The organism is Myxococcus virescens, from assembly GCF_900101905.1.
Lineage (GTDB): Bacteria > Myxococcota > Myxococcia > Myxococcales > Myxococcaceae > Myxococcus > Myxococcus virescens.
Map to the genome: position 1 here is coordinate 361171 of NZ_FNAJ01000002.1, position 22976 is coordinate 384146.

Consider the following 22976-nt stretch of genomic DNA (forward strand, 5'->3'; position numbering starts at 1 on the left):
TGACTACGGTTGTAGTCAGTCGTACCTTCTTCGTGACTACAGTTGTCGTCACGGGACGGTCCATGAAGAAGCCGGTGGGAGAGCAGGAGCTGTTGGTGCTGCGGTACGTGGCCGAGCACGGTCCGGCGACCGTGGGCGAAGTGGCCGAGCGCTTCGGCGAGGCGCAGGGGCTGGCGCGCTCCACCATCCTCACCGTCATGGAGCGGCTGCGGCTCAAGGGCTACCTGACGCGGCGCAAGGTGGAGGGCGTGTTCCAGTACGCCTCGCCCGTGCCGGCGTCGGAGCTGCTGCGGGACGTGGTGGGGGACTTCGTGCAGCGCTCCCTGTCGGGCTCGCTGTCGCCGTTCGCCGCGTACTTGTCCGAGGCGGAGGACGTGTCCGACGAGGACCTGGCGCAGCTCCAGGACGTCGTGGCGCGGCTGCGTTCGAAGAAGCGGAAGGGATAGCGACATGGGCACGGACTGGCTGTCGCACGTAGGGGCGTGGGCGTCGTCGGGTCTGTGGCGGGCGTCGTGGCAGGGGGCGCTTTGCGCCGTGCTGGTGTGGGCGGTGGCGAGGGCGTGGCCGAAGCTGCCGGCGTCGCTGCGAGCGGGGCTCTGGTGGCTGGTGGCGCTGAAGTTCGTGGTGGCGCTGGGGTGGCTGCCTTCCCTTGCGTTGCCGGTACTGCCCGCGTCGGTGGCTGCTGGCGTGGCGCGGGTGGAGGCCTGGTGGGGCGGGAGCTCCGCGCGGGAGACGGTGCCTCGTGTCTCGGAGCCCGTGGTGGCGGACGCTCAGCGACACGTGTCTCCGGGGGAGGGCTTTGACTCCGAGAGGTCCGTGGCCGAAGCAGCCACACACGGGGCCGTGCTCTCTCCGCAGCGGGATGGCTCATCGTGGGCGCGCACGGGCTTCGCGACGTCCGGGGCGGAGGCCGCGCGGCGTGGCACCCTTCAGACCGGTGCTGTCGATGCGGGCACGGTGGCCGAGTCTGGTGCTCCCTTTCCGTGGGGCCGCGCCATGGTGGGGCTGCTTCTGGCGGTGTGGGGGGCCGGCGTGCTGTGGCAGGTGTATGGCCATGTGAAGGGCGGGCTCGCGGTGCGTCGCCTTCGCCAGTCCGCACGCCCGTTGGTTCACCCCGGATTGGAAGCAGAGGTGCGGGCGCTGTCCGCTGCCGCGGGACTGCGGCGCGTGCCGGGACTCCTTGTCTCCGAATCGGTGGCCAGCCCGCTGGCCACGGGACTGCTGTCTCCCGTCGTGGTGCTGCCCGGGAGGGCGGTGCGACGGTTGCCCGTGGCGGCCCTGCGCATGGCGCTGGCGCACGAGCTGGCGCACCTGCGTCGCGGTGACTTGTGGCTCGGCTGGGTGCCGGCGCTGGCGGAGTCGCTCTTCTTCTTCCATCCGCTCGCGCGGCGGGCGGCTCGCGAGTACGCGCTGGCCCGTGAGGAGGCGTGTGATGCCGAGGCCATCCGGCTCACGGATGCGGAGCTCGCGGACTACGGCGAGCTGATTCTCGCTTTTGGAATCGCCAGAACTCCCGGCACGGCTGCTGCGCTGGGGGCGTCCGCTCACGTTGATGCGTTGCACAGGAGGTTGAGCATGTTGGAGCACGTCGATGCCGTTCCCCCTCGAATCCGGCGCCTGTTGAGGGTGGCGCTCTCCGCCATGGGCGTTGCGGCGCTGGTGCCCTTCCAGGTCGTCGCACGGGAAGCGGGTGGTGCACCTCGCCTGGCGCCCGAGTCGGCGGCGTCTGGACAGCGTGGCACCGCGTCGTCGAAGCCTGCGTCCACCGTGGCCCAGAACGCGCCAACACCGAGCACGCAATCCGCGTCCCCCGTTGCCAAGAGCGCGCCGTCACCGAGTGCTCGGCCCACGACGGCACCCGCATCCGCGCCGAAGGCACGGCCCGCCCCCGCTGCGACCCCGGCGGACGCACAGGCCGAGCGCACCGTCGTCAAGCAGGGCGTGGTCGTGTCGTACTCCACGGGCGTGATGACCTCCGAGCCCGTTCCAGTGCCGCCCGCTCCGCCCGCGTCACCCGGCGCCGCTCCGGTGCCGCCCGTCCCGCCCAGCGTTGCTCTGTCGCCATCCGTTCCCAGAACACCGCCGGCGCCTTCTGCTCCGCGTCTCGCTGTCGTCACGCAGCGGCACATCGTGGGGGGCACGCCGCACATCGCGGCCGTTCCGCCGACTCCTCCGTCTCCGCCCTCGCCGCCCGCGCCGCCTGCGCCGCCCGCGCCCGGCGACCCGGACCGTGGTTACGTGCTGCTGACGGACGGCATGGCGATGATGAACGGCAGCACGGTCGACCTGGAGCTGGCGCGCACCTTCAAGCAGAAGAACAAGGAGCTCCTGTTCGTCCGCCGCAAGGGCGAGGCGTTCATCATCCGCGACGCGGCCACGCTGAAGTCCATTCGCGAAGCGCACTCCGTCACCCGCGAGCTGGGCGAGGCGCAACGCGCGCTGGGAGAGAAGCAGGGCGCTCTGGGGCAGCAGCAGGCGGTGCTCGGTCAGAAGCAGGCCACCCTGGGCCACGAGCAGGGCGGGCTGGGACGCAAGCTGGGTGACCTGGCCTACAGGCAGTCTGGGCTCCACCTGGAGGAGTCGCGTCTGGACGCCCTGCCCGAAGCCGAGCGCGAGCGCCGCCGCTCCGAGCTGAAGAAGCAGGACCGCGAGCTGGAAGCGGAGATGAAGGCCCTGGAGACGAAGATGGCGGGCCTGGCCGAGAAGCAGTCCATCCTGAGCAAGGAGCAGCACCAGCTCAGCGAGAAGCAGCACGCCCTGCACCTGGAGCAGTCCAAGCTGAGCGAGCAGCACCAGGCCCGCGCGAAGGAAGCGGAGGCGAAGATACAGGGCCTCATCGACGAGGCGCTGCGCAAGGGCCTGGGCCAGCCGATGCCCACCTGAAACGCCCGGGGTGCTCGAGGAGCTGGGGAGCGCGTCATCCGTGCGCTCCCCAGGGTGGGTCCTCGATACCTCCCGCCGGAATGGCAGGCAGCGCCCTCGCACTTCGAGGGAAGGCGGATGCCGCTGCGAGTATGGGCGTGCGCTCGGTCCCGCGGGCGCGGACCGCACGGGCAAGTGGCTCCGTGAACTGCCGGGACTCGATACCCCGTGGTAGATGCTGATGCATGGCTTCGACGCATGCTCAGGAAGGGGGTCGCTTCCTTCAAATGGGACAGACCCAGGACGCGGTGAAGAGCTTCCAGAAGGGGCTCTCCATTGATCCGAATGACGTGGAGTGCCTCCTGGGCCTGGTCCGTGTGCACCTGAGCACCGGCGCGGCGGCGGATGCGGAGGCCGCCGTGCTCCGCCTGCTGAAGGCGAAGCCGGACCACACGGAGGGGCAGGCGCACCTCGCCATGCTGCGCGCCCAGGCGGGCAACCCGGAGGCGCTGGAGTCCCTCAAGGCGCTGGCCGCCGCGCCCACCGCGGGCTACTTCGAGCGCTTCAACCTGGGCTCGCTGCTGTTCGAGCGCGGGGACCTGGCGGGAGCGCGCGCCGCCTTCGAGTCCGTGCTCCAGATTTCTCCCGGCAGTACCCACGTCCACTTCGAACTGGGGCGCATCCGCCTTCAGCAGAACGAGCCGGATGGCGCGGTGTCGCACTTCCTGCGGGCCGCCGAGGGCGCGCCGCAGGAGGCCATGCCGTTGCTGATGTTGTCGCGGGCCCATTCCGCATGCGGCCAGCTGGGGCTGGCCATCCAGGCCGCCACGCAGGCGCTGGAGAAGGCGCGGGGTGGGCTCCAGCGCGCGGTGCTGGAGGACCTCTTCAGACTGTACCTGTCCGCCGGCAGCTCGGATGGCGCCAAGCGCGTGGCTCAGGAGTTGCGCAAGCTGGACCCTTCCAGCATCACCTATCTCTACCTGCTCGGACTGGCGACGATGAGCGCTGGCGCCTTCGTCGAGGCCAAGGACGTCTTCGCGGAGGTGCTACGGCAGGCGCCCGGAAGCTGGCAGGCCCAGCACGCGCTGGCGCAGATGCACCTGGCCCTGGGCGAGCGCGCCGAGGCGGTGACGCTGCTGGAGGCGGCCGTGGCCACGGTGCCGACAGACCCCGGCCCCACCAACGACCTCGCGGTGGTGCTGATGCAGGACAACGGGCACTCGCGGGTCGCGGCGTTGCTGGCGCCCGTGCTGGGCGCGCACCCGAATGACGCGGGCACGCACCTCAACATGGCCCTGGGGACCTTCCCCGCGGACAAGGAGCTCTCAGCGCGCCACGCGAAGCAGGCGCTGGCGCTGGGCGCCGAGGACGTGCGCGCGCAGGCCGAGCAGCTGTTGAAGCAGCTCGGCGCCTGACCCGCCGGCGGGAGGGCGTCAGCCCTCCTCGTGCGGCTCGAAGTACAAGCGTGGGAGGATGGGTTCGCGCGCGACGTTGACGGGCAGGCCGATGCGCCCGCGCCCGCGCGAGCTCCTGGCCGCCTGGAATCACGTGCCAGGTTCCGCTTCGAGCGCCGTCGAAACGGTGTGTCGGAGCGCAGCCCCTTTCTCAATCCGCTCACGGCTCCCAATTCATGGACAGGTGCGGCGCACCGCCGCGTCACCGGAAAGGATTGGAGATGAGCACCTCGAAGAACATGCCCGTGGCTCTCATCACGGGGGGAAGCCGTGGACTGGGGCGGAACATGGCGCTCAAGCTGGCGGCCCGGGGCACCGGCATCATCCTGACGTACCGCACCGGCGCGGATGAAGCGGCGGCGGTCGTGAAGCAGATTGAAGCAGCAGGCGGCAAGGCGGTGGCGCTCCCGCTCGATGTGGGGGACACGCGGGGCTTTGGCGCCTTCGTGGAAGCGGTGCGGACGGAGCTGGGCCGTCACTTCGGGCGCGAGCGGCTGGATTTCCTGGTGAACAACGCGGGCATGGGCATCCAAGTCAGCTTCGCGGAGACGACCGAGGCCCAGTTCGACGCGCTGATGAACGTCCACCTCAAGGGGGCGTTCTTCCTCACGCAGCGGCTGTTGCCGGTGCTGGCGGATGGGGGGCGCATCCTGAACATCTCCTCCGGGCTCGCGCGCTTCACCCTCCCTGGCCACGCCGCCTACGCGACCATGAAGGCGGGCGTGGAGGCGCTCACCCGGTACCTCGCCAAGGAGCTGGGACCTCGGAGGATTTCCGTCAACGTGCTCGCGCCGGGCGCGACCGCGACGGACTTCGGGGGCGGCGTCGTCCGTGACAACCCGGAGCTGAACAAGACCCTGGCCGCCCAGGTCGCGCTCGGCCGTGTGGGGCAGCCCGACGACATCGGGGATGCGGTCGCCATGCTGCTGTCGCCGGAGAGCGCGTGGGTGACGGGCCAGCGCATCGAGGCCTCGGGCGGGATGATGCTCTGACGGCGCGCGCTCCAGCGCCCTTGGGCAAGGCCGGAGCGCTGAAGGCCCGTGCTCAGCGCTTCAGGCGGAGGATGACGTCCTTGTCCGGGCCGCAGTCACCGCGTCCGTCGCAGTTGCTGGTGGTGACGTAGAGGTGGCCATCCGGCCCCATGATGACCTCGCGCAGCCGGCCGTGGGTGTTGCGCAGGTACACTTCGTGTTTGGCCACGCGGCTCGAATCCGGCGCGAACTCCACGCGTTGGAGGTGGCGTGAGCCCAGCGTGCCGATGAGCAGCGAGCCCTTCCATTCGGGGATGGCCGTTCCGGTGTAGATGGCGGCGCCGCCTGGAGGCATGGCGTCCTTGTAGGTGATGGACGGTGTGATTTGCCCCTCGCGCGTCTCGCACGAGTAGATGCCGGGCCAGCCCAGGTTGTCACCGCGGTGGGCGACGCTGACCTCGTCGTGTCCCCGGCGCAGCGTCTCGCCGCTGGGGCCGTGGTCCACGATGTACAACGTGGAGGCGTCGCGCCAGTCGAAGGCCTGGAGGTTGCGGATGCCGGTGAGGAACGCGGGCGAGCCGGGGATGGGATTGTCCTGGGGCACCGCTCCCGCCGGCGTGAGGCGCAGCAGCTTTCCGGCCGGGTCGTTCGCGTTCTGCGAGCGGTCCGGGTCTCTCGCGTCGCCCGTGCCCGCGTACAACATGCCATCCGGGCCGAAGCGCAGGCGCCCGCCGTCGTGATACTTGGCGGAGGCGATGCCACCGAAGATGACGCGCTCGTGCGTCGCCGTGGTGTGGTCCTCCGACAGTGTCCACCGCTCGATGCGGTTCTCCTCGGCGCCGCCCGCGTCCGTGGTGACGTAGATGTAGAACTGGCGGTTGTTCGCAAAGTCCGGGTGGGCCGCGATGCCGAGCAGGCCGCCCTCCGCGGCGTCCGCGACGGGCACCGTCGCCACGGGCCGCGGCTGGAGGACACCGTCCTTGAGCAGGCGGATGCGGCCCGGGCGCTCGGTGACGAGCGCGTCGCCTCCGGGGAGCCACGCGATGCCCCACGGCGTCTCCAGGCCCCGCGCCACCACCTCGACGTTGAAGGGCACGGTGCCGTCGGCGCCCCAGCCTTTCTCCACGCGGATGCAGTCCTGGGGAGACGCGGTGCCTTGCGCCTGACTCTTGCGGCAGGCGGAGGCGGACAGGGCGAGCACCACGAGAGCGGGGAGGAGCGTCAAAGAGGCGCGCATGAGCGAATGAATGTCCGCGGGCGCGTGGATGCGCCAGCCTCCCGGGCACGGAGCGTCCAGGGACGGACGCTCGTGCCGGGCTGCTTGCTTGAGACCTGGAGGCAGGCCCGGCGTCAGTGGTCCGCGTAGCGTTTCTCGCCGGCCTCCACGCGCGTGGCGAGCCGGTTGCCGCGCGGAGGCAGCGGGCAGGTGGCGAACCGGGTGAATGCGCAGGGCGGATTGTAGGCCCGGTTGAAGTCGAGCACGACGCGCCCGTCGGTGGGCATGTCCGCGGAGAGGAAGCGGCCCGCGCCGTAGGTCGCGTCGCGGTTGGTCTCATCCGCGAAGATGATGAAGAGCTTGCCCGAGCCGTCCTCCACGGGCGTCAGCCGGTGCTCCTTGCCCGCCACCGTGAACACGAGCGTGCCGGGGGCCTTCATCTCGTCGATGGTTCCCAGCACGTTGGGGACCTGCAGCATCCGAGGCGTCTGTGCGGGCTCGAAGCGCGCCTCGATGCGCCAGTCGTTGCTCGCCGGGTACGTGGGGATGCCCCGGAACTGCTGGCGCGTCGCCGCGCCGGAGTCCCTCACGCGGACGCCCAGCTTGTCGCCTCGGAGGATGAGCTGGAAGCTGACGTTGCCGAGCTTGAGCACGTCCGGCGTGCCCTTCTCGTCCGACTGGAGTGCGCCGCCCGTGAAGGGCTGGCCGTTGCGGGTGAAGGTGACGCCGGGCGCGGGCTGGAAGCGCGCGGTGTTGCCCTGCCGCGTGAAGGTGCCCAGCTTCGCGGGCGTGCCCGCGGGGAAGTCCAGGTCGCTCTCGGGCGCGGAGCCCGCTGTCTGCTCGCCTTCCTTGAGCCAGAACAGGCCCACGAGGGTGAGCCAGCCGTCCTCCGCCTGGAGTCGCTGGACGCGCTGCTCGTGCCAGGCGCGGGTGGACGTCTGCAAGTCATCGGCGGTGGGCGCGGTGGTCTGGGACATGTTCTGGGGGGCTGGCGAGGCTTGGAGGGCGAGAGACAGGGCCAGGGCGATGGGCGTCATGTCGGGGCCTCGGGGGAGGGAAGCCCCTGTCTAACAGGGCGGCGAGCCAGGCGCAGGGCCCACAGTTGCAGGGGACCGGGCTCCGTGCGAAGGCGGACGCTGCCCGTGCACCTCGACCTTCAGCCCGCACCGCCGGCCGGTGCCTTCCGCAAGCTCGCCCTGGGGACATGGCGTTCGCCAGGAGACCCCAGCGCCTATGCGGCGGTGGAGGTGCGCATGGAGCGAGCGGTGGCCTTCCTCGAGGCCTTCCGCGCCCGGACGGGACAGCGCCTCACGGTGACGCACCTGGTGGCCAAGGCCGCCGCGGATGCGCTGCGCCGCCATCCCGAAGCGAACGTCCTGATGCGCTGGAATCGCCCCTGGCGGCGCAAGGAGGTCGGCGTCTGCGTGTTGGTGGTGCAGCCCGCGGAGACGGGGCGCGCGGACCTGACGACGGCCACGGTGCATCGCGCGGACTCGCTGTCACTGGGGGCTTTCGCGGAGACGATGGCCTCGCGCATCGCAGCGGTCCGAGCGCGCCGGGATGCCGTCATCGAGCGTGGCAAGCGGCGCTCCTCGCTCATCCCTGGCTTCCTGATGGGCTTGGCGCTGCGGATGTTGTCCTTCGTCTGGTTCACGTTGAATGTGGACCTGCGCTGGGTGGGCATGCCGTGGGACCCGTTCGGCTCGGTGGCGGTGACGAGTCTGGGCTCGTTGGGGCTGGAACGGGGCTATGTGGCCCTGGTGCCGTACACGCGCGTGCCCCTCCTGCTGGCGCCGGGCGCGGTGCGGACGGAGCCCGTGGTGGATGCGGGCGCGCTGGTGCCTGGGCAGGTGATGACGCTCACTTGCACCTGGGACGCCCGGCTCATCGGCGTGGAGGACGTCGCGCGTGTCTTGCGCGACATCGGCGCCGCGCTGGAGGCGCCGGAGGGGACGTGGGGCTCGGCTTCGCCAGACGGGGGCAGGGCTGCGAGCGGTGCGGAGGTGCGGTAGCATCGGGCCGCTGCTTCGAAAGGGGTCTTCATGTCCGTGGATACGAACCGCCGTGTCATTGCTTCGCGCCCCGTGGGGCGCGCGCTCGGTGGGCAGGACCGCTTCGAGAAGGAGGCGCTGGAAGGGCCCGCCGAGGGAGGCCTCGCGCTGGCGCGGCGGCAGCGGATGGCGGGCGGGACGCTGCGGGCGGGGGAGGAGAGCCCGTTCGCCGCGAAGCTGCGGAAGCTCGCGGGCGGCGCTCCGGATGACGAGCGTTGAATCCGCTTGAGCCTCACGCCGCGTGAGGCCGTACCCATCTCATCACGCCACACTGCCGTGGCGGGATGAGGTGTGAATCATGTTCGAGAAGCACTACACGCCGGAGCAGCTCCAGCAGTTGAAGGCCCGCCGCGAGGCCCTGGGGGAGGAGGCCATCCGCCAGGTCGAGGCCGAGTGGCCCCAGCTCATCGCTCGCGTCCGCGCGGAGATGGACCAGGGCACAGACCCCACGATCGAGCCGGTGCGCTCGCTGGCCATGCGCTGGCGGGAGCTGCTGAAGGCATTCACGGGGGGCGACCCTGGCATCGAAGGGGCGCTGAACGCGACGCATCAGCAGGAGCCCGAGGTCGCGGCGAAGCATGGGTTGGACCCCTCGCTCTTCGCTTACATCGGCAAGGCGATGGCCAGTCTGGAGCAGCAGGCGTAGCCGTGGTGAGTCGTCTTCGCTGGATTCAGTCACGGCGCTCCAGGCGCGTCCCTGGGGCCCTGGGTCACCGAACGCGAGGCCTGGAGGTCATGAAGGTCTATCAGGATGACGAGCGGGCCACTCCCGACGGTTGGGGGCGTGTGGGGTGGCCCGAAGAGGCGATTTCGCTGCTGGCGTCCGGGCAGGTGACGGAGCTGAGCCTGAGCGACGACACGCATGGCACCGGATACGACGTCTTGCTGTGGCTGGAAGAGGCCGTGGCGACCCGTGGCTTCGTGCCGCCACGGGTCCAGGTGCATTCGGCGAACAGCTCCGCGCGACAGAAGATGACGTTGGCCATCACCCGGATCGGGCGCTTCGTCCAGGATGGGCAGGGTGGTTGAGCGCGTCCCCAGGTGAAGGGGCGAGGCTTCAGCGCCTGCGGCCGGGATAGGCCCGAATCTGCGTGGCGTAGGTGTCACCATCCGCGATGTAGTTGAACGCGGCTTGCACGGGCGTGCCCTCGGAGAGTTGCTGCGGTGAGACGCGCTTGCCGTTGGCGCTGATGCGGGTGGTGTTCGTCACAAAGAGGTTGAAGGTGTCTCCGGACTCGGCGTCGCGGACCACGACGTGGTCCTTTCCGACGGAGGCCACCCGCCCTTGCATGACGACGCTGGCCAACACCGTGGTCCCCGTGTCCGCGTCAGACGCAGTGGCCTGTGTCCCTGAGCCGCCCGTCCCCGTACCCTCGCGCCGCAATGTGTTCACCTCGGCTTCGAGCCGCTGGACCTGGTCGCGAAGCCGCGCGACCTCTTGCTCGAGGTTCTCGTGCCCCGCGCCGCTGGCTGCCTGAGTCTCTGCTGCGCCGCCGCTGACCGCGCCGCCCGTGGGCGCGCCAGCTGGTGATTCACGGCCATCAGTCGAACTGCCCTGCCTCGTCGCAGGGGGCTGGGTTCCCATCGTGTTGCTGCCGGCCGCGCCGTCCGTCGCGGAGCCGGTCGTCATGCCACTGCCGCCCGTCGCCGTACCGCCGACATCGGAGCTGGAGTCTGTCGTCATGCCGCTGCCTTCAGAGGCGGGGCCTGCAGACATGCCGCTGCCTCCGGCTGCCGTACTGCTGCCTTCAGAGGCGGGGCCTGCCGATATGCCGCTGCCTCTGGCTGCCGTACTGCTGCCTTCAGAGGCGGAGCCTGCCGACAAGTCGCTGCCGCCGGCCGCCGTACTGCTGCCTTCAGAGGCGGAGCCTGCCGACATGTCACTGCCGCCGGAGTTCGCACCTGCCGTGTTCGTGCCTCCGCCAGTCGTGCCCGTTCCTGCGGTGCCGCTCAATCCCGACCCACCTGTGCCGGCCGTGCCCGTGGAAGGAACGTTCATTCCAGTTCCCCAGGTGCCGCCGTCGGCGTTCGCGGGTGCCTCGGGTTCCCAGCTGCCGCCGATACCCGGCTGGGGGGCGTACCCGCGTGTCGCGCCTGCGGGTGGTGCGGCGACGGGCTCCGCGCCGGTGTTGGTCTCAATCGTGTCCATCGAGTTTCTTTCCGAACCGTCAGGAGCCAACTGCGGCGGAGGCGAGAAGTTGCCTGGGTCGTAGGCGTCCTGTGGCTGGACGACGCCCGGCGTTCCGCCGGACGCCGCGCCTCCGGACGAGCCACCGCTTGCTGGCTGGGCGAGACCGGCAGATGACGTGAGAAGGCTGAAGGTCAGGGCGGCATGGGTGATGGCGCGTCGCATGGTCGGTTCCTTTCCCTTTGCCTCGCAAAGGTGAGGTCCGGGAGCGAGGCGGCAAGCACGGGAACAGGCGAACAGCCAAGAGGATGGCCGAATGTTGGGAGCGGTGGCGTCAGGAAGCCACTGTCGAATCCGCCCTACGGGCCTCTCAGCGCCGGGGACATGACGGCTCACGAGCGGGGGAGCTCAGTGCCGGTGGCGACGTGCGCGCTGCTTCCGCTTCAGCCGCACTGACGACGCCTGCGTCGGACAGGTGCCCGAGCAGCCTGTCTCGCCGCTGTCGAACTCGGTTTGGAGCGCAGCCGACGTCGCGAGGGTTCTCGGCAATGGCGAGGAGCAGCGCTGCGTCTGTCGCATCAAGCCGTACCCACTCCTTGCGCAGCAGCACGGGCGCGGCGGCATGTGCGCCGATAAGGTCACGACCCAACCAGAGGTGCCTCGCTTCGAAAGCGAGCAACTCCTCCGCGGTCCAGGTTCGGGTGAGCCAGATGGTCAGGGCAAGTGTTTCAAAAACGCGTATCCGCCTTTCGCCAGTCCTGTCCTGAAGGCGTGACCATGTGTGAGCCACACTGCCGGCAAGCCTGAACCCGTGAGGCATCGTGCCGCGCATTCCTCCTGCCGCGGGGCGACTCAGCGTGACCTTCATCAGGGTGAAGAGGAGGGTGGTCGGCCAGACCGGTTGCACGCGAAGCGCCGGCGTGTGTTCGCTCTGCGCCCACCGCACCTGATTCCAGGATGCTGAGGGCGACGGGCCCTCCACCTTCTGGGGAAGGGAGGGTACCCGCGCGAGCATGGCCTGATAGACGCACTCCACAGTGGCCAGCGGCACCACAAGCCCGAGGCTCAACAGCCACATCATCACCTTGAAAGCCCGTCTCCAGCGCATGGCCCAGGCGCATGAGCAACCTTCAGGCCAGCGATGCCACCCGTGAGCACCGCTGCCTCTGTCCTGGCCGCATTCACATGGGGACTCCGGCGCCCAAACGAATGAGCGCGTGGCGAGCCCGGCCCTGGACGGGCTTCAGAGCTTGCTGTTCGGAAATGTCGGGACATTTCGCCGCTCAAAAGTCCCGACATTTCCGAACAGCAGCCGGCACCCTCGGCCGGAGGAGGTCTGCCTCAGAAGGCGTAGCGAACCCCGAGGCGGAGCTGTCGTGGCGTCTGGTACTGCAAGGGCAGCAACGTCTCCTCACGGAGAACAGCTTGTGCATTGAGCACATTGAACGCGTCGATGCTCAGCGTCACGATGTGCTGGTCGGAAGTGCCGTAGCGCACGCTCAACTGGGCATCGATGGTGTGTACCCACAGCGCCCGCGTGTTACCCGCTTCGCGCGATGCCCCAGCCGCGCCCAGGTAGGCGAGGCCCGCGTTGAGCGTGAGCTTCCGCGTGAGCGTGAACTCCTTGGATGCAAAGGCCTTGAAGACATGGGGCCGGTCCGCTGCGAGCAATCCCGACTGTGACAGCGGCCGTCCGCCATCCGTGCCGAAGGGGCCTGTGTAGTTCCCATGGAGCCGAGACCATGTGTAACGGAGCTGGGCCTGCCAGCCGTCCCAGAAGCTGCGGCCAAGCTCCACCGTGACGGCATCATAGGTGCGCGCTGCCTTCGGCAAGCTGGCAGCAGGGCCCGCGCCGGGATTGACGATGAGGAACCCGCCCGCAGCGTCGTCCGCAATGGTCGCGAGCGCATCATCCAGGCGGCGGCGCGTGTAGGTCACACCCGCCTTCGCGAACAGCGAGAGCTCATGCTCCGCGCCCGCGACGAACTCGGAAGACGACGTCGGGTCGAGCCGCGAAGCGAAGCGCGCGTCCGGCGTGAGCAACCCCAGGGGAACCATCCCCTGATACTTCGCGGCGTGCGCGAACAGCTTCATCCGGCCGTTCCCACCGGGGTCGAAGACGAGCCCGACTCGCGGTGAGAGCTGGTGATGCGTCATGTTCCCACGCACGTTCGCATCGAGGAACTGCGCGTCGTAGCGAAGACCTCCATTCAGCGTGAGCCGGTCGTTCAAGGTCCATCGGTCCTGCACGAACCCGCTCAAGCTGCTGCTGGTGATGTCGGCGACCTGCGATGGGCGTTGGACGACATGTTCGAGCTCCAGGCCCGTTGCCAGCGCATGGTGTCCCAGGCCCTTCAGCCAATAGGATGCCTGCGTCTTCGCCTGGAATCGGTCCGTGTCGACGCTCGCAGGGTCAGCAGGCGACAGCCGGGTGACATCGTGGCCCAGCCAACTCGCCTTGGCATCGAGCGTGACGCCTCCGTCGAGGACCAAGGCGTTGTAGGCGAGCACGGCCATGACCGTGTCGCTGTCCACCGCCCACGGAGCCTGCGCGCCTTCCATCCCCCGCATCAACGCGGGAGCGGTGACAACCGTCAGCGATGTCCAATGTCTGTGTTTGAGGGCATACGTCAGCCTGGCCAGTGCCTGGAGGCTGCGTTGGTCCATGAAGCCGGCGTCCTGTTCGACGCGGCTGAGCGCGGGGACGATGCCCGCGAAGAACCAGAGCCGGTCCTTGAGCAGCGGTCCGCCCAGTGTTCCGCCGAAATCCCCCAGGTGACGGAGCGCGCCGTCCGAGGAGACGGCGGGGCGGGGGCCTGTCGCGGGCCTCCATGCCCCTTCCAGCGCGCCCGGTGCCCAGTTCGCGAAGACCTCTCCATGCAGCTCATTGGAGACGGCCACTGGCTTCAGGTCGATGATGCCGCCCGTGGTACGTCCGTACTCCGGCATGTATCCGCCGGTGAGCACGCTGATGTCGCTGACCAGTTCCTGGCTCAGCGGGAGCAGGTTGCGGCCCGTGGTCGGATCGCGAGTCGAAAGCCCTTCCAGCAGGTATTCGTTTTCAAAGGGCGTGGCGCCGCTGAAGGACCGTCCGTCCACGCTGTCCACCGTGCCGGGTACCCACTCCGCGAGGCTGTCCGAGGTGCGCATGGCGCCCGCCCACTTCGTTGGGCGGCTGACCGGAACGCGCGAGACGTCTTCTCGCCACTGGATGAACCGAAGTGTCGAACTGCTCGTGTCGACAGTCGGGCCTCCGCAGAACAATCCAACGGCCTCTCCTGGCTCCGTCGGCTGGAGCTCGACGTTGACGCGTAAAGCGCGCCCTTCACTGACGGAGAGGGGGAGCGAGTAGGGCTCGAACAGCTCGCGCTCGAAGCGGAGCGTGTAGTCGCCCGGGGGCAGGTCGGGAATCCGATACCTTCCGTTGGGCTGGGTCACGGCGATGCGCTCACCGCCCTGCGCGGACGGGCTCGCCGTCACGACGACCTCCGCGACGGGCTGCCGTGACTGGGCATCGATGACCGTGCCCAGAATGGCACTCCGTGGATTCTCCGCCGCGCCGGCCGTCATCAACGCGGCCAGGGCGACTCCCACGACTCGCAGCGCCTTCTCCCCCACCATGCGGGCGTTGTCTCCCCTCCAGAACAGTATGGCACGGCCACCCTTCGGCCCCGTTCTGTGCTGTCGTGGGGAAACGAACTGGGACGTGGCGCCGGGCCGCTGTTGATTCCATCCCCGGCAAGGTCAGGAACCCCGCCGCGAGGAGCCGCCGTGAGTGGACGCGAGAGTCCGGTGTCAGGAGGCAAGGCGGCGCGCGCCTCCGCGAAGGAGGCTCGCCTGCGCCGAGCTGGCCCATGGCCGCTCACCGTGGCCACCGCCGCCGCGCTCGGGTTGCTCGTCTACGTCGCCACCACCAGCCTGCCCTACCTCATCTCCGCGCCCACCTCGGATCCGCACTTCGGCGCGCTGAACCACTGTCTTGCCCGTCTCCTGCAACGCCCCCTGCTGGGCTGGGCCGTTTCGCCGGATGCCTCGCGGGCCGCCGTCTACGGCGCCCAGGCCATGGCGGTCTGCACCCTGCCGGAGGGCTCCCAGCGGTTCCCCCTGGCGGGCGTACGCGCCATCACCTTCGACCGGGAGAATCGCCTCTGGTGGTCGCAGGCCGGACAGCTCTGGCGCGACGACGGGGCCGAGCCCATGCGCATGGGCGACTTCTCCCCAGTATCACTCGTCAGCCACGGGGGCGGGGTGCTGGCGCTCGACGCGGAGGGGCAGCTCGTCTCGGTGGCGCCTGATGGAGCGGTGCTGGGACAGGTGCCGGTATCCGGGGCGGAAGCACGGCTGTCCGCGGGAGCGGAGGGCACCTTCGCCGCCGTGCTCGACGAGGCCTCGCTCCGCTTCTACGAAGCGCGAACCCTCACGCCACTCCCCGTGGAGTTGCCGTGTGAAGCAGCGGACTTGTGGTGGCTCGAGCGCCCCGAGCGCGTCCTGATCGCCTGCGCCCAGGGGGCCGAGCAGGCTTTCGCGGTGGATCTCCGGACCGCCCGGTACGAGCCGGCGCAGCGCCCGCCAGGGGCGCCTGCTCGGAGGCTCCTCGGACGGCCCCTCTATGTGCACGGCTGCGACGGATTTCCGTGCACGGCCCCTGCCCCCTGAGATGTTGGTAGGAGGTGCGGCGCCGGGTGCCTTTCACGGGCGGTCCGGGCCTCTGAACCACTGCGTTCATTGGCGAACGTTCAGGGGTCCGCGGGGCCTGCATTGAATCGACAAGCCCGCGAACTCCCTGGAGATTCGCCCCAGCCCGGGCGCCGCTCAGCGCAGCCAGCAGCGTTCATCCCGATCAGAGGTTTCTCGCGTGGACGACACCAAGGTTCCCCAGTCCCCTTCCAACGGCCGTAAGCGTGCCTCCGCGCGCAAGCCTTCGGGGAACGGCACTTCCCGACCGGAGGCGCCCACCCGCGAGGTGGCCCCTTCCGAGCACCCCGCGGCCAACCGCTTGCGCGGTGACCGAGGACGAACCCGCTCCACCTCGCCAGCCGACCTCGAAGTGGCGGCGCCGAAGCCCGCCCGCCGCAACGGCCGGGGCCGTGGCGCTCGCGCGTCCACCCCGCGTGGCCAGGGACGCGGCGGCCATCCGCTACAGCCCCTGCTCGCCGCGCTTCGTTCGGTGCACGGCGGAGACTTCTCCGTGCGGCTCCCTGGCGGGGACGCCGACCCGGTGATGGAGGAGATTGCCAGTGCCTTCAACGCCGTGGTGTCGCTCAACGCCACCCTGACGCAGGAAGTGGTCCGCGTGGAGCGCGTGGTCGGCCGCGAGGGCCGCATGGGCGAGCGTGTGTCGCTGGGCGACGTGCGCGGCGACTGGGCCCACAGCATCAACTCCATCAATTCGCTCATCGGCGACCTGGTGCAGCCCACCACGGAGGTGGCGCGCGTGCTGGTGGCCGTGGCACAGGGCGACCTCACCCAGAAGATGGCGTTGGAGATTGATGGCCAGCCCGTCAAGGGCGAGTTCCTCCGCATCGGCACCACCGTCAACGCGATGCTGGACCAGCTCAACTCGTTCGCCGCCGAGGTGACGCGCGTGGCGCGCGAGGTGGGCAGCGACGGAAAGCTGGGCGGTCAGGCCGAAGTGCGCGGCGTATCCGGCGTGTGGAAGGACCTCACGGACAACGTGAACCTGATGGCCAACAACCTCACGGCCCAGGTGCGCAACATCGCGGAGGTGTCGACGGCGGTGGCCAACGGCGACCTGTCCAAGAAAATCACCGTGGACGCGCGCGGCGAGGTCTTCGAGCTCAAGAGCACCATCAACACCATGGTGGACCAGCTCAACGGCTTCGCCTCCGAAGTGACGCGCGTGGCGCGTGAAGTCGGCACCGAAGGGAAGCTGGGCGGTCAGGCCGCGGTGCCCGGCGTGTCCGGCACCTGGAAGGACCTCACGGACAACGTGAACTTCATGGCCTCCAACCTCACCACGCAGGTGCGGGGCATCGTGAAGGTGGTGACGGCCGTCGCCAACGGCGACCTCACCCAGAAGCTGATGGTGCCGTCGCAGGGTGAGATTGCCGCGCTGGGCGCCACGCTCAACGCGATGACGGACACCCTCAACGTCTTCGCGCAGCAGGTGACCAGCGTCGCGCGCACGGTGGGCGTGGAAGGCAAGCTGGGCGCCCAGGCCCAGGTGCCCGGCGCCGCCGGGACGTGGAAGGACCTCACGGACAACGTGAACCTGATGGCCAACAACCTCACGGCCCAGGTGCGCAACATTGGCGAGGTGACGACGGCCGTCGCCAAGGGCGACCTGTCCAAGAAAATCACCGTCGACGTGCGCGGCGAGGTGCTGGAGCTGAAGGACACCATCAACACGATGGTGGACCAGCTCCGCGCCTTCGCGTCCGAGGTGACGCGCGTGGCCCGCGAGGTGGGCACCGACGGCAAGCTGGGCGGTCAGGCCGACGTGAAGGGCGTGGGCGGCGTGTGGAAGGACCTCACGGACAACGTGAACTACATGGCCTCCAACCTCACCACGCAGGTGCGCAACATCGCGCTGGTGACGACGTCGGTGGCCAATGGCGACCTGTCCAAGAAGATTACGGTCGACGCGCGCGGCGAAATCCTGGAGCTGAAGAACACCATCAACACCATGGTGGACCAGCTCAACAGCTTCGCCTCCGAAGTGACGCGCGTGGCGCGCGAGGTCGGCACCCACGGCAAGCTGGGTGGCCAGGCCGAGGTGCGCGGTGTGTCCGGCACCTGGAAGGACCTCACGGACAACGTGAACGTCATGGCTGTCAATCTCACCACCCAGGTGCGCGGCATCGCCAAGGTGGTGACGGCGGTGGCGAACGGTGACCTCACCCAGCGCCTGAAGATGGAGGCCAAGGGCGAGGTGGCCGAGCTGGCCGACACCATCAACGCGATGACGCAGACGCTGTCCATCTTCGCGCAGCAGGTGACGGACGTGGCGCGCACGGTGGGCGTGGAAGGAAAGCTGGGCGCCCAGGCGGTGGTGCCGGGCGTGGCGGGCACGTGGAAGGACCTCACCAACAACGTGAACCTGCTCGCCAACAACCTCACCGACCAGGTCCGCAACATCGCCGAAGTCACCACGGCCGTGGCCAAGGGTGACCTGTCTCGCAAGATTACCGTCGACGCCAAGGGCGAGGTGCTGGAGCTCAAGAGCACCATCAACACGATGGTGGACCAGCTCAACAGCTTCGCCGCCGAGGTGACGCGCGTCGCGAAGGAAGTCGGCACCGAAGGGAAGCTGGGCGGTCAGGCCGAAGTGCGCGGCGTGTCCGGCGTGTGGAAGGACCTCACGGACAACGTGAACTTCATGGCCGTCAACCTCACCACGCAGGTGCGCGGCATCGTGCGCGTGGTGACGGCGGTGGCCAACGGCGACCTGAACCAGAAGCTGACGATGGATGCCAAGGGCGAGATTGCCGCGCTCGCGGACACCATCAACGCGATGACGCAGACGCTGTCCATCTTCGCGCAGCAGGTGACGGACGTGGCCCGCACGGTGGGCGTGGAAGGAAAGCTGGGCGCCCAGGCGGAAGTGCCGGGCGTGGCGGGCACGTGGAAGGACCTCACCAACAACGTGAACCTGCTCGCCAACAACCTCACGGCGCAGGTGCGAAACATCGCCGAGGTCACCACGGCCGTGGCCAATGGTGACCTGTCCAAGAAGATCACGGTCGACGCCAAGGGCGAGGTGCTGGAGCTCAAGAGCACCATCAACACCATGGTGGACCAGCTGCGCGCCTTCGCCGCCGAGGTGACGCGCGTCGCGAAGGAAGTCGGCACCGAGGGCAAGCTGGGCGGTCAGGCCGACGTGAAGGACCTGTCCGGCGTGTGGAAGGACCTCACGGACAACGTGAACGTGCTGGCCGGAAACCTCACGGACCAGGTGCGCAACATCGCCAAGGTGACCACGGCGGTGGCCAACGGCGACCTGTCGCAGAAAATCACCGTCTCCGTGAAGGGCGAGGTGCTGGAGCTCAAGAACACCATCAACACCATGGTGGACCAGCTGCGCGCCTTCGCCTCCGAGGTGACGCGCGTCGCGAAGGAAGTCGGCACCGAAGGCAAGCTGGGCGGTCAGGCCGCGGTGCCCGGGGTCGCCGGCACCTGGAAGGACCTCACGGACAACGTGAACGTGCTGGCCGGAAACCTCACGGACCAGGTGCGCAACATCGCCAAGGTGACCACGGCCGTCGCCAACGGCGACCTGTCGCAGAAAATCTCCGTGGAGGCCCGGGGCGAAATCCTGGAGCTCAAGAGCACCATCAACACCATGGTGGACCAGCTCCGCGCCTTCGCCGCCGAGGTGACGCGCGTCGCGAAGGAAGTGGGGACGGACGGCAAGCTGGGCGGCCAGGCCGCGGTGCCCGGCGTCGCCGGCACCTGGAAGGACCTCACGGACAACGTGAACAGCATGGCCTCCAACCTCACCGCGCAGGTGCGAAACATCGCGCTGGTGACCACGGCGGTGGCCAATGGCGACTTGTCCAAGAAGATTACCGTCGACGCCAAGGGCGAAATCCTGGAGCTGAAGGACACCATCAACATCATGGTGGACCAGCTCAACAGCTTCTCCGCGGAGGTGACGCGCGTCGCTCGCGAGGTCGGCACCGAGGGCAAGCTGGGCGGTCAAGCCGAAGTGCGCGGCGTGTCCGGCGTGTGGAAGGACCTCACGGACAACGTGAACTTCATGGCCCGCAACCTCACCACGCAGGTGCGCGGCATCGTGAAGGTGGTGACGGCCGTCGCCAACGGCGACCTGAAGCAGAAGCTGGCCGTGGAGGCGAAGGGCGAGGTCGCCGCGCTGGCGGAGACCATCAACAACATGACGGACACGCTGGGCACCTTCGCCGAGCAGGTGTCCACGGTGGCCCGCGAGGTGGGCGTCGAAGGGAAGCTGGGCGGTCAGGCCCGCGTGCCCGGGGTCGCGGGGACATGGAAGGACCTCACGGACAACGTGAACTTCATGGCCTCCAACCTCACCACGCAGGTGCGCGGCATCGTCAAGGTCGTGACGGCGGTGGCCAACGGCGACCTGACGCAGAAGCTGGCCGTGGAGGCGAAGGGCGAGGTCGCCGCGCTGGCGGAGACCATCAACAACATGACGGACACGCTGGGCACCTTCGCCGACCAGGTGACGACGGTGGCCCGCGAGGTGGGTATCGAAGGGAAGCTGGGCGGCCAGGCCCGCGTGCCCGGCGCGCGCGGCACGTGGCGGCAGCTGACCGACAACGTGAACCAGCTGGCCGGCACGTTGACGAGCCAGCTGCGCGCCATCTCCGACGTGGCCACCGCGGTGACGAAGGGTGACCTCACGCGCAGCATCACCGTCGTGGCGGAGGGTGAGGTCGCCGCGCTGAAGGACAACATCAACCAGATGATCGTCAACCTGCGTGAGACGACGCAGAAGAACCAGGAGCAGGACTGGCTCAAGACGAACCTGGCGAAGTTCAGCGGCATGATGCAGGGCCAGAAGAGCCTGGACGCCGTCAGCCGCCTCATCATGAGCGAGCTGACGCCGCTGGTCTCCGCGCACCACGGCGCCTTCTTCCTGGTGGACGGCGCCGAGGCCGGCACGCCGCTGCTCAAGCTCACCAGCACCTACGCGTACCGGGAGCGCAAGCACATCGCCAACCGGTTCCGCTTCGGTGAGGGCCTGGTCGGCCAGTGCGCCCTGGAGCGGAAGACCATCCTGCTCACCCAGGTGCCGGAGGACTACATCACCATCTCCTCCGGGCTGGGTGAGGCCGCGCCGCTCAACATCATCGTCCTGCCCGTCCTCTTCGAGGGCGAGGTGAAGGCCGTCATCGAGCTGGCCTCCTTCCACGCGTTCAGCGCCATCCACCAAATCTTCCTGGATCAGCTCACGGAGACCATTGGCGTGGTGCTGAACATGATCATCGCCAACATGCGCACGGAGCAGCTGCTGCTCCAGTCGCAGGACCTGACGCAGGAGCTCCAGAGCCAGTCCAAGGAGCTGACGCAGCAGCAGGAGGCCCTCAAGCGCAGCAACATCGAGCTGGAGGAGAAGGCGACGCTGCTGGAGGAGCAGAACCGCCGCGTCGAGGAGAAGAACAACGAGGTGGAGCGCGCCCGCGTCAGCCTGGAGGAGAAGGCCGAGCAGCTCACCGTCATCTCCAAGTACAAGAGCGAGTTCCTGGCCAACATGAGCCACGAGCTGCGCACGCCGCTCAACTCGCTGCTCATCCTGGCCAAGCTGCTGTCGGACAACAAGGACGGCAACCTCAGCACCAAGCAGGTGGAGTACGCGAACACCATCTACGCCTCCGGCGGCGACCTGCTCAGCCTCATCAACGAAATCCTCGACCTGTCCAAGGTGGAGGCCGGGAAGATGCAGGTGGAGCCGCGGGACATCGTCCTCACCGAGCTCAATCAGTTCATCGAGCGCAGCTTCCTCCCTGTCGCGGAGCAGAAGGGCCTGTCCTTCACCGTGGAGGTGGGGCCCGGCGCGCCGCGCCACATCCGCACCGACCCGCAGCGGCTCCAGCAGGTGCTGAAGAACCTGCTGTCCAATGCCTTCAAGTTCACCGACGAGGGCAGCGTCCAGCTGAAGGTGAAGCTGGCCGAGGTCGGCACGCACTTCGACCACGAGGTCCTGCGGCGCTCGCGGTACGTGCTCGGCTTCGCGGTGTCGGACACGGGCATCGGCATCGCCCGGGACAAGCAGCGCCTCATCTTCGAGGCGTTCCAGCAGGCGGACGGCTCCACCGCGCGCAAGTACGGCGGCACGGGCCTGGGCCTGTCCATCAGCCGCGAAATCGCCAAGCTGTTGGGCGGCGAAATCCAGGTGACCAGCGAGCCCGGCCGCGGCAGCACCTTCACGCTCTACCTGCCGCCCGAGTACGTCAGTCCGGAGGAGGAGGGCCTGCCGTCCATTCCGTCCCCGTACGAGCCTCCGCCCCGGCTGCCGCCTCCTCCGGCGTCGGAGTCGCCGCGCGCGGAGCCGCCTCCCGCGCCGCCGGTGGTGGACAGTGGCCACGTGCTGGACGCGGCGCTGCCGCCGCCCATCGAGTCGCTGCTGACGCCCGTCGCCGTGGAGGATGACCGCGACCACATCCGCGAAGGGGACCGCGTCCTGCTGCTCATCGAGGACGACGTGAAGTTCGCCCGCATCATGGTGCAGATGGCGCGGGAGAAGGGCTTCAAGGCCCTGGTGGCCACGCGCGGCGACACCGGCCTGTCCATGGCCAACGAGTTCCAGCCGCACGCCATCACCCTGGACATCCAGCTCCCCGTGGTGGACGGCTGGAGTGTGCTGGACCGGCTCAAGCGCAACCCGCGCACGCGCCACATCCCCGTGCACGTCATCAGCGTCATGGACAAGAACCAGGGCAACTCACAGGGCGCCTTCGGTTACCTCACCAAGCCCGTCAGCAAGGAGGGCCTGGAGCGGGTGTTCAACCAGCTGGCCAGCTTCCTGGAGCGCAAGGAGCGCCGGCTGCTGCTGGTGGAGGACGACGACGTCCAGCGCGACAGCCTGGTGAAGCTGCTCAGCGAAGGCGGCGATGTCGAGGTGACGGCCGTGGCCACCGGCGAGGAGGTGCTCGAGAACCTGGAGACGGGCGAGTTCGACTGCGTCGTCATCGACCTGATGCTGCCCGACACCGACGGCATCCGGCTGGTGGAGGAAGTCAAGACGCAGAACCGCTTCCGCGACCTGCCCATCGTCATCTACACCGGCAAGGAGCTGACGCCCAAGGACGAGGCCCGGCTGCGCCGCTACACCGGAAGTGTCATCCTCAAGAGCGGGACGAAGAGTCCGGAGCAGCTGCTCAGCGACACGGCGCTGTTCCTCCACCGGTTGGACCAGAACCTGCCGCCTCGCGCCCGCGCCGCCCTGGCTCAGCGCAACGAGAAGGACACGGAGCTTTCCGCCAAGAAGGTCCTGGTGGTGGATGACGACATGCGCAACATCTTCGCGCTCACCAGCGTGCTGGAGAACCACGGCATGCAGGTGGTGTTCGCGGAGAACGGGCGCGCGGCCATCGAGATGCTCGAACAGCACCGCGACGTCGACATCGTCCTCATGGACGTGATGATGCCGGAGATGGACGGCTATGAGACCATGCGGGCCATCCGCAAGGACCTCAAGTACTCCAGCCTCCCCATCATCGCGGTGACGGCGAAGGCGCTGAAGGACGACCGGGAGAAGTGCATGGCGGCCGGCGCGAGCGACTACCTGCCCAAGCCGGTGGACACCGACAAGCTTCTGGAACTCATCCGTCTGTGGGTGACGGCTTGATT

15 protein-coding genes are annotated in these 22976 nt (G+C 68.8%); 10 read left to right on the plus strand and 5 right to left on the minus strand.

The window, feature by feature from the left end:
• Positions 1–62 precede the first annotated feature (62 nt).
• The 4 genes from BLU09_RS08180 (at position 63) to BLU09_RS08195 (ending at position 5308) form a co-directional block, all read left to right on the plus strand.
• A complete protein-coding gene (locus BLU09_RS08180; protein WP_090487935.1) occupies positions 63–446 on the plus strand; it encodes a BlaI/MecI/CopY family transcriptional regulator in 384 nt (127 codons plus the stop codon).
• Between the two features lie 4 nt (positions 447–450).
• Complete coding sequence (locus tag BLU09_RS39845) at positions 451–2883, plus strand: M56 family metallopeptidase (RefSeq protein WP_090487937.1); 2433 nt, start codon at positions 451–453, stop codon at positions 2881–2883.
• Between the two features lie 224 nt (positions 2884–3107).
• Positions 3108–4277, plus strand: coding sequence for a tetratricopeptide repeat protein (locus BLU09_RS08190; RefSeq protein ID WP_090487939.1), 1170 nt, complete (start codon positions 3108–3110; stop codon positions 4275–4277).
• 260 nt (positions 4278–4537) lie between these two features.
• Positions 4538–5308, plus strand: a complete 771-nt coding sequence (locus tag BLU09_RS08195) for an SDR family NAD(P)-dependent oxidoreductase (RefSeq protein ID WP_090487941.1) — start codon at positions 4538–4540, stop codon at positions 5306–5308.
• A gap of 52 nt (positions 5309–5360) precedes the next feature.
• Here BLU09_RS08195 and BLU09_RS08200 read toward each other — a convergent pair whose 3' ends face one another.
• Together BLU09_RS08200 and BLU09_RS08205 are read right to left on the minus strand one after the other, a co-directional pair.
• Positions 5361–6524, minus strand: coding sequence for a PQQ-dependent sugar dehydrogenase (locus tag BLU09_RS08200; protein ID WP_090487943.1), 1164 nt, complete (start codon positions 6522–6524; stop codon positions 5361–5363).
• Positions 6525–6637: 113 nt separating this feature from the next.
• Positions 6638–7540 (minus strand): DUF1684 domain-containing protein, encoded by a 903-nt coding sequence (locus tag BLU09_RS08205; RefSeq protein WP_090487945.1) that lies wholly within the window; start codon positions 7538–7540, stop codon positions 6638–6640.
• An 84-nt stretch (positions 7541–7624) separates the two neighbouring features.
• Here BLU09_RS08205 and BLU09_RS08210 point away from each other — a divergent pair, with 84 nt between their 5' ends.
• From BLU09_RS08210 to BLU09_RS08225, 4 genes are all read left to right on the plus strand, one after another.
• On the plus strand, positions 7625–8515 hold the full coding sequence (locus tag BLU09_RS08210; RefSeq protein WP_244171530.1) for a 2-oxo acid dehydrogenase subunit E2: 891 nt from the start codon (positions 7625–7627) through the stop codon (positions 8513–8515).
• Between the two features lie 30 nt (positions 8516–8545).
• Positions 8546–8773 (plus strand): hypothetical protein, encoded by a 228-nt coding sequence (locus BLU09_RS08215; protein WP_090487959.1) that lies wholly within the window; start codon positions 8546–8548, stop codon positions 8771–8773.
• A gap of 79 nt (positions 8774–8852) precedes the next feature.
• Positions 8853–9200 (plus strand): TipAS antibiotic-recognition domain-containing protein, encoded by a 348-nt coding sequence (locus BLU09_RS08220; RefSeq protein ID WP_090487961.1) that lies wholly within the window; start codon positions 8853–8855, stop codon positions 9198–9200.
• 89 nt (positions 9201–9289) lie between these two features.
• Entirely contained in the window at positions 9290–9583 is a 294-nt protein-coding gene (locus BLU09_RS08225) for a cyclic-phosphate processing receiver domain-containing protein (protein ID WP_090487963.1), read from the plus strand.
• A gap of 28 nt (positions 9584–9611) precedes the next feature.
• On the opposite strand, the gene BLU09_RS08230 is transcribed toward BLU09_RS08225, so the two are convergent.
• The 3 genes from BLU09_RS08230 to BLU09_RS08245 form a co-directional block, all read right to left on the minus strand.
• On the minus strand, positions 9612–10238 hold the full coding sequence (locus BLU09_RS08230) for a bZIP transcription factor (protein ID WP_244171531.1): 627 nt from the start codon (positions 10236–10238) through the stop codon (positions 9612–9614).
• 814 nt (positions 10239–11052) lie between these two features.
• The gene (locus BLU09_RS08240) at positions 11053–11763 is read right to left on the minus strand and encodes a transglycosylase domain-containing protein (RefSeq protein ID WP_090487970.1); all 711 of its coding nucleotides are present in this window, start codon (positions 11761–11763) and stop codon (positions 11053–11055) included.
• 260 nt (positions 11764–12023) lie between these two features.
• Positions 12024–14303, minus strand: coding sequence for a TonB-dependent receptor (locus BLU09_RS08245; RefSeq protein ID WP_090487972.1), 2280 nt, complete (start codon positions 14301–14303; stop codon positions 12024–12026).
• Between the two features lie 150 nt (positions 14304–14453).
• Between BLU09_RS08245 and BLU09_RS08250 the strand changes: the two genes are divergently transcribed.
• Both BLU09_RS08250 and BLU09_RS08255 read left to right on the plus strand, forming a co-directional pair.
• On the plus strand, positions 14454–15338 hold the full coding sequence (locus BLU09_RS08250; protein ID WP_090487974.1) for a hypothetical protein: 885 nt from the start codon (positions 14454–14456) through the stop codon (positions 15336–15338).
• A 199-nt stretch (positions 15339–15537) separates the two neighbouring features.
• Positions 15538–22974, plus strand: coding sequence for a HAMP domain-containing protein (locus BLU09_RS08255; RefSeq protein ID WP_090487976.1), 7437 nt, complete (start codon positions 15538–15540; stop codon positions 22972–22974).
• Positions 22975–22976 lie beyond the last annotated feature (2 nt).

Bases quoted from the DNA above. Each gene is read 5' to 3' on its own strand.
- BLU09_RS08205 (WP_090487945.1), bottom strand. From the start codon at position 7,540: ATGACGCCCATCGCCCTGGCCCTGTCTCTCGCCCTCCAAGCCTCGCCA.
- BLU09_RS08245 (WP_090487972.1), bottom strand. From the start codon at position 14,303: ATGGTGGGGGAGAAGGCGCTGCGAGTCGTGGGAGTCGCCCTGGCCGCG.
- BLU09_RS08190 (WP_090487939.1), top strand. From the start codon at position 3,108: ATGGCTTCGACGCATGCTCAGGAAGGGGGTCGCTTCCTTCAAATGGGA.
- BLU09_RS08230 (WP_244171531.1), bottom strand. From the start codon at position 10,238: ATGACGACAGACTCCAGCTCCGATGTCGGCGGTACGGCGACGGGCGGC.
- BLU09_RS08225 (WP_090487963.1), top strand. From the start codon at position 9,290: ATGAAGGTCTATCAGGATGACGAGCGGGCCACTCCCGACGGTTGGGGG.
- BLU09_RS08220 (WP_090487961.1), top strand. From the start codon at position 8,853: ATGTTCGAGAAGCACTACACGCCGGAGCAGCTCCAGCAGTTGAAGGCC.
- BLU09_RS08215 (WP_090487959.1), top strand. From the start codon at position 8,546: ATGTCCGTGGATACGAACCGCCGTGTCATTGCTTCGCGCCCCGTGGGG.
- BLU09_RS08180 (WP_090487935.1), top strand. From the start codon at position 63: ATGAAGAAGCCGGTGGGAGAGCAGGAGCTGTTGGTGCTGCGGTACGTG.
- BLU09_RS39845 (WP_090487937.1), top strand. From the start codon at position 451: ATGGGCACGGACTGGCTGTCGCACGTAGGGGCGTGGGCGTCGTCGGGT.
- BLU09_RS08200 (WP_090487943.1), bottom strand. From the start codon at position 6,524: ATGCGCGCCTCTTTGACGCTCCTCCCCGCTCTCGTGGTGCTCGCCCTG.
- BLU09_RS08240 (WP_090487970.1), bottom strand. From the start codon at position 11,763: ATGATGTGGCTGTTGAGCCTCGGGCTTGTGGTGCCGCTGGCCACTGTG.
- BLU09_RS08195 (WP_090487941.1), top strand. From the start codon at position 4,538: ATGAGCACCTCGAAGAACATGCCCGTGGCTCTCATCACGGGGGGAAGC.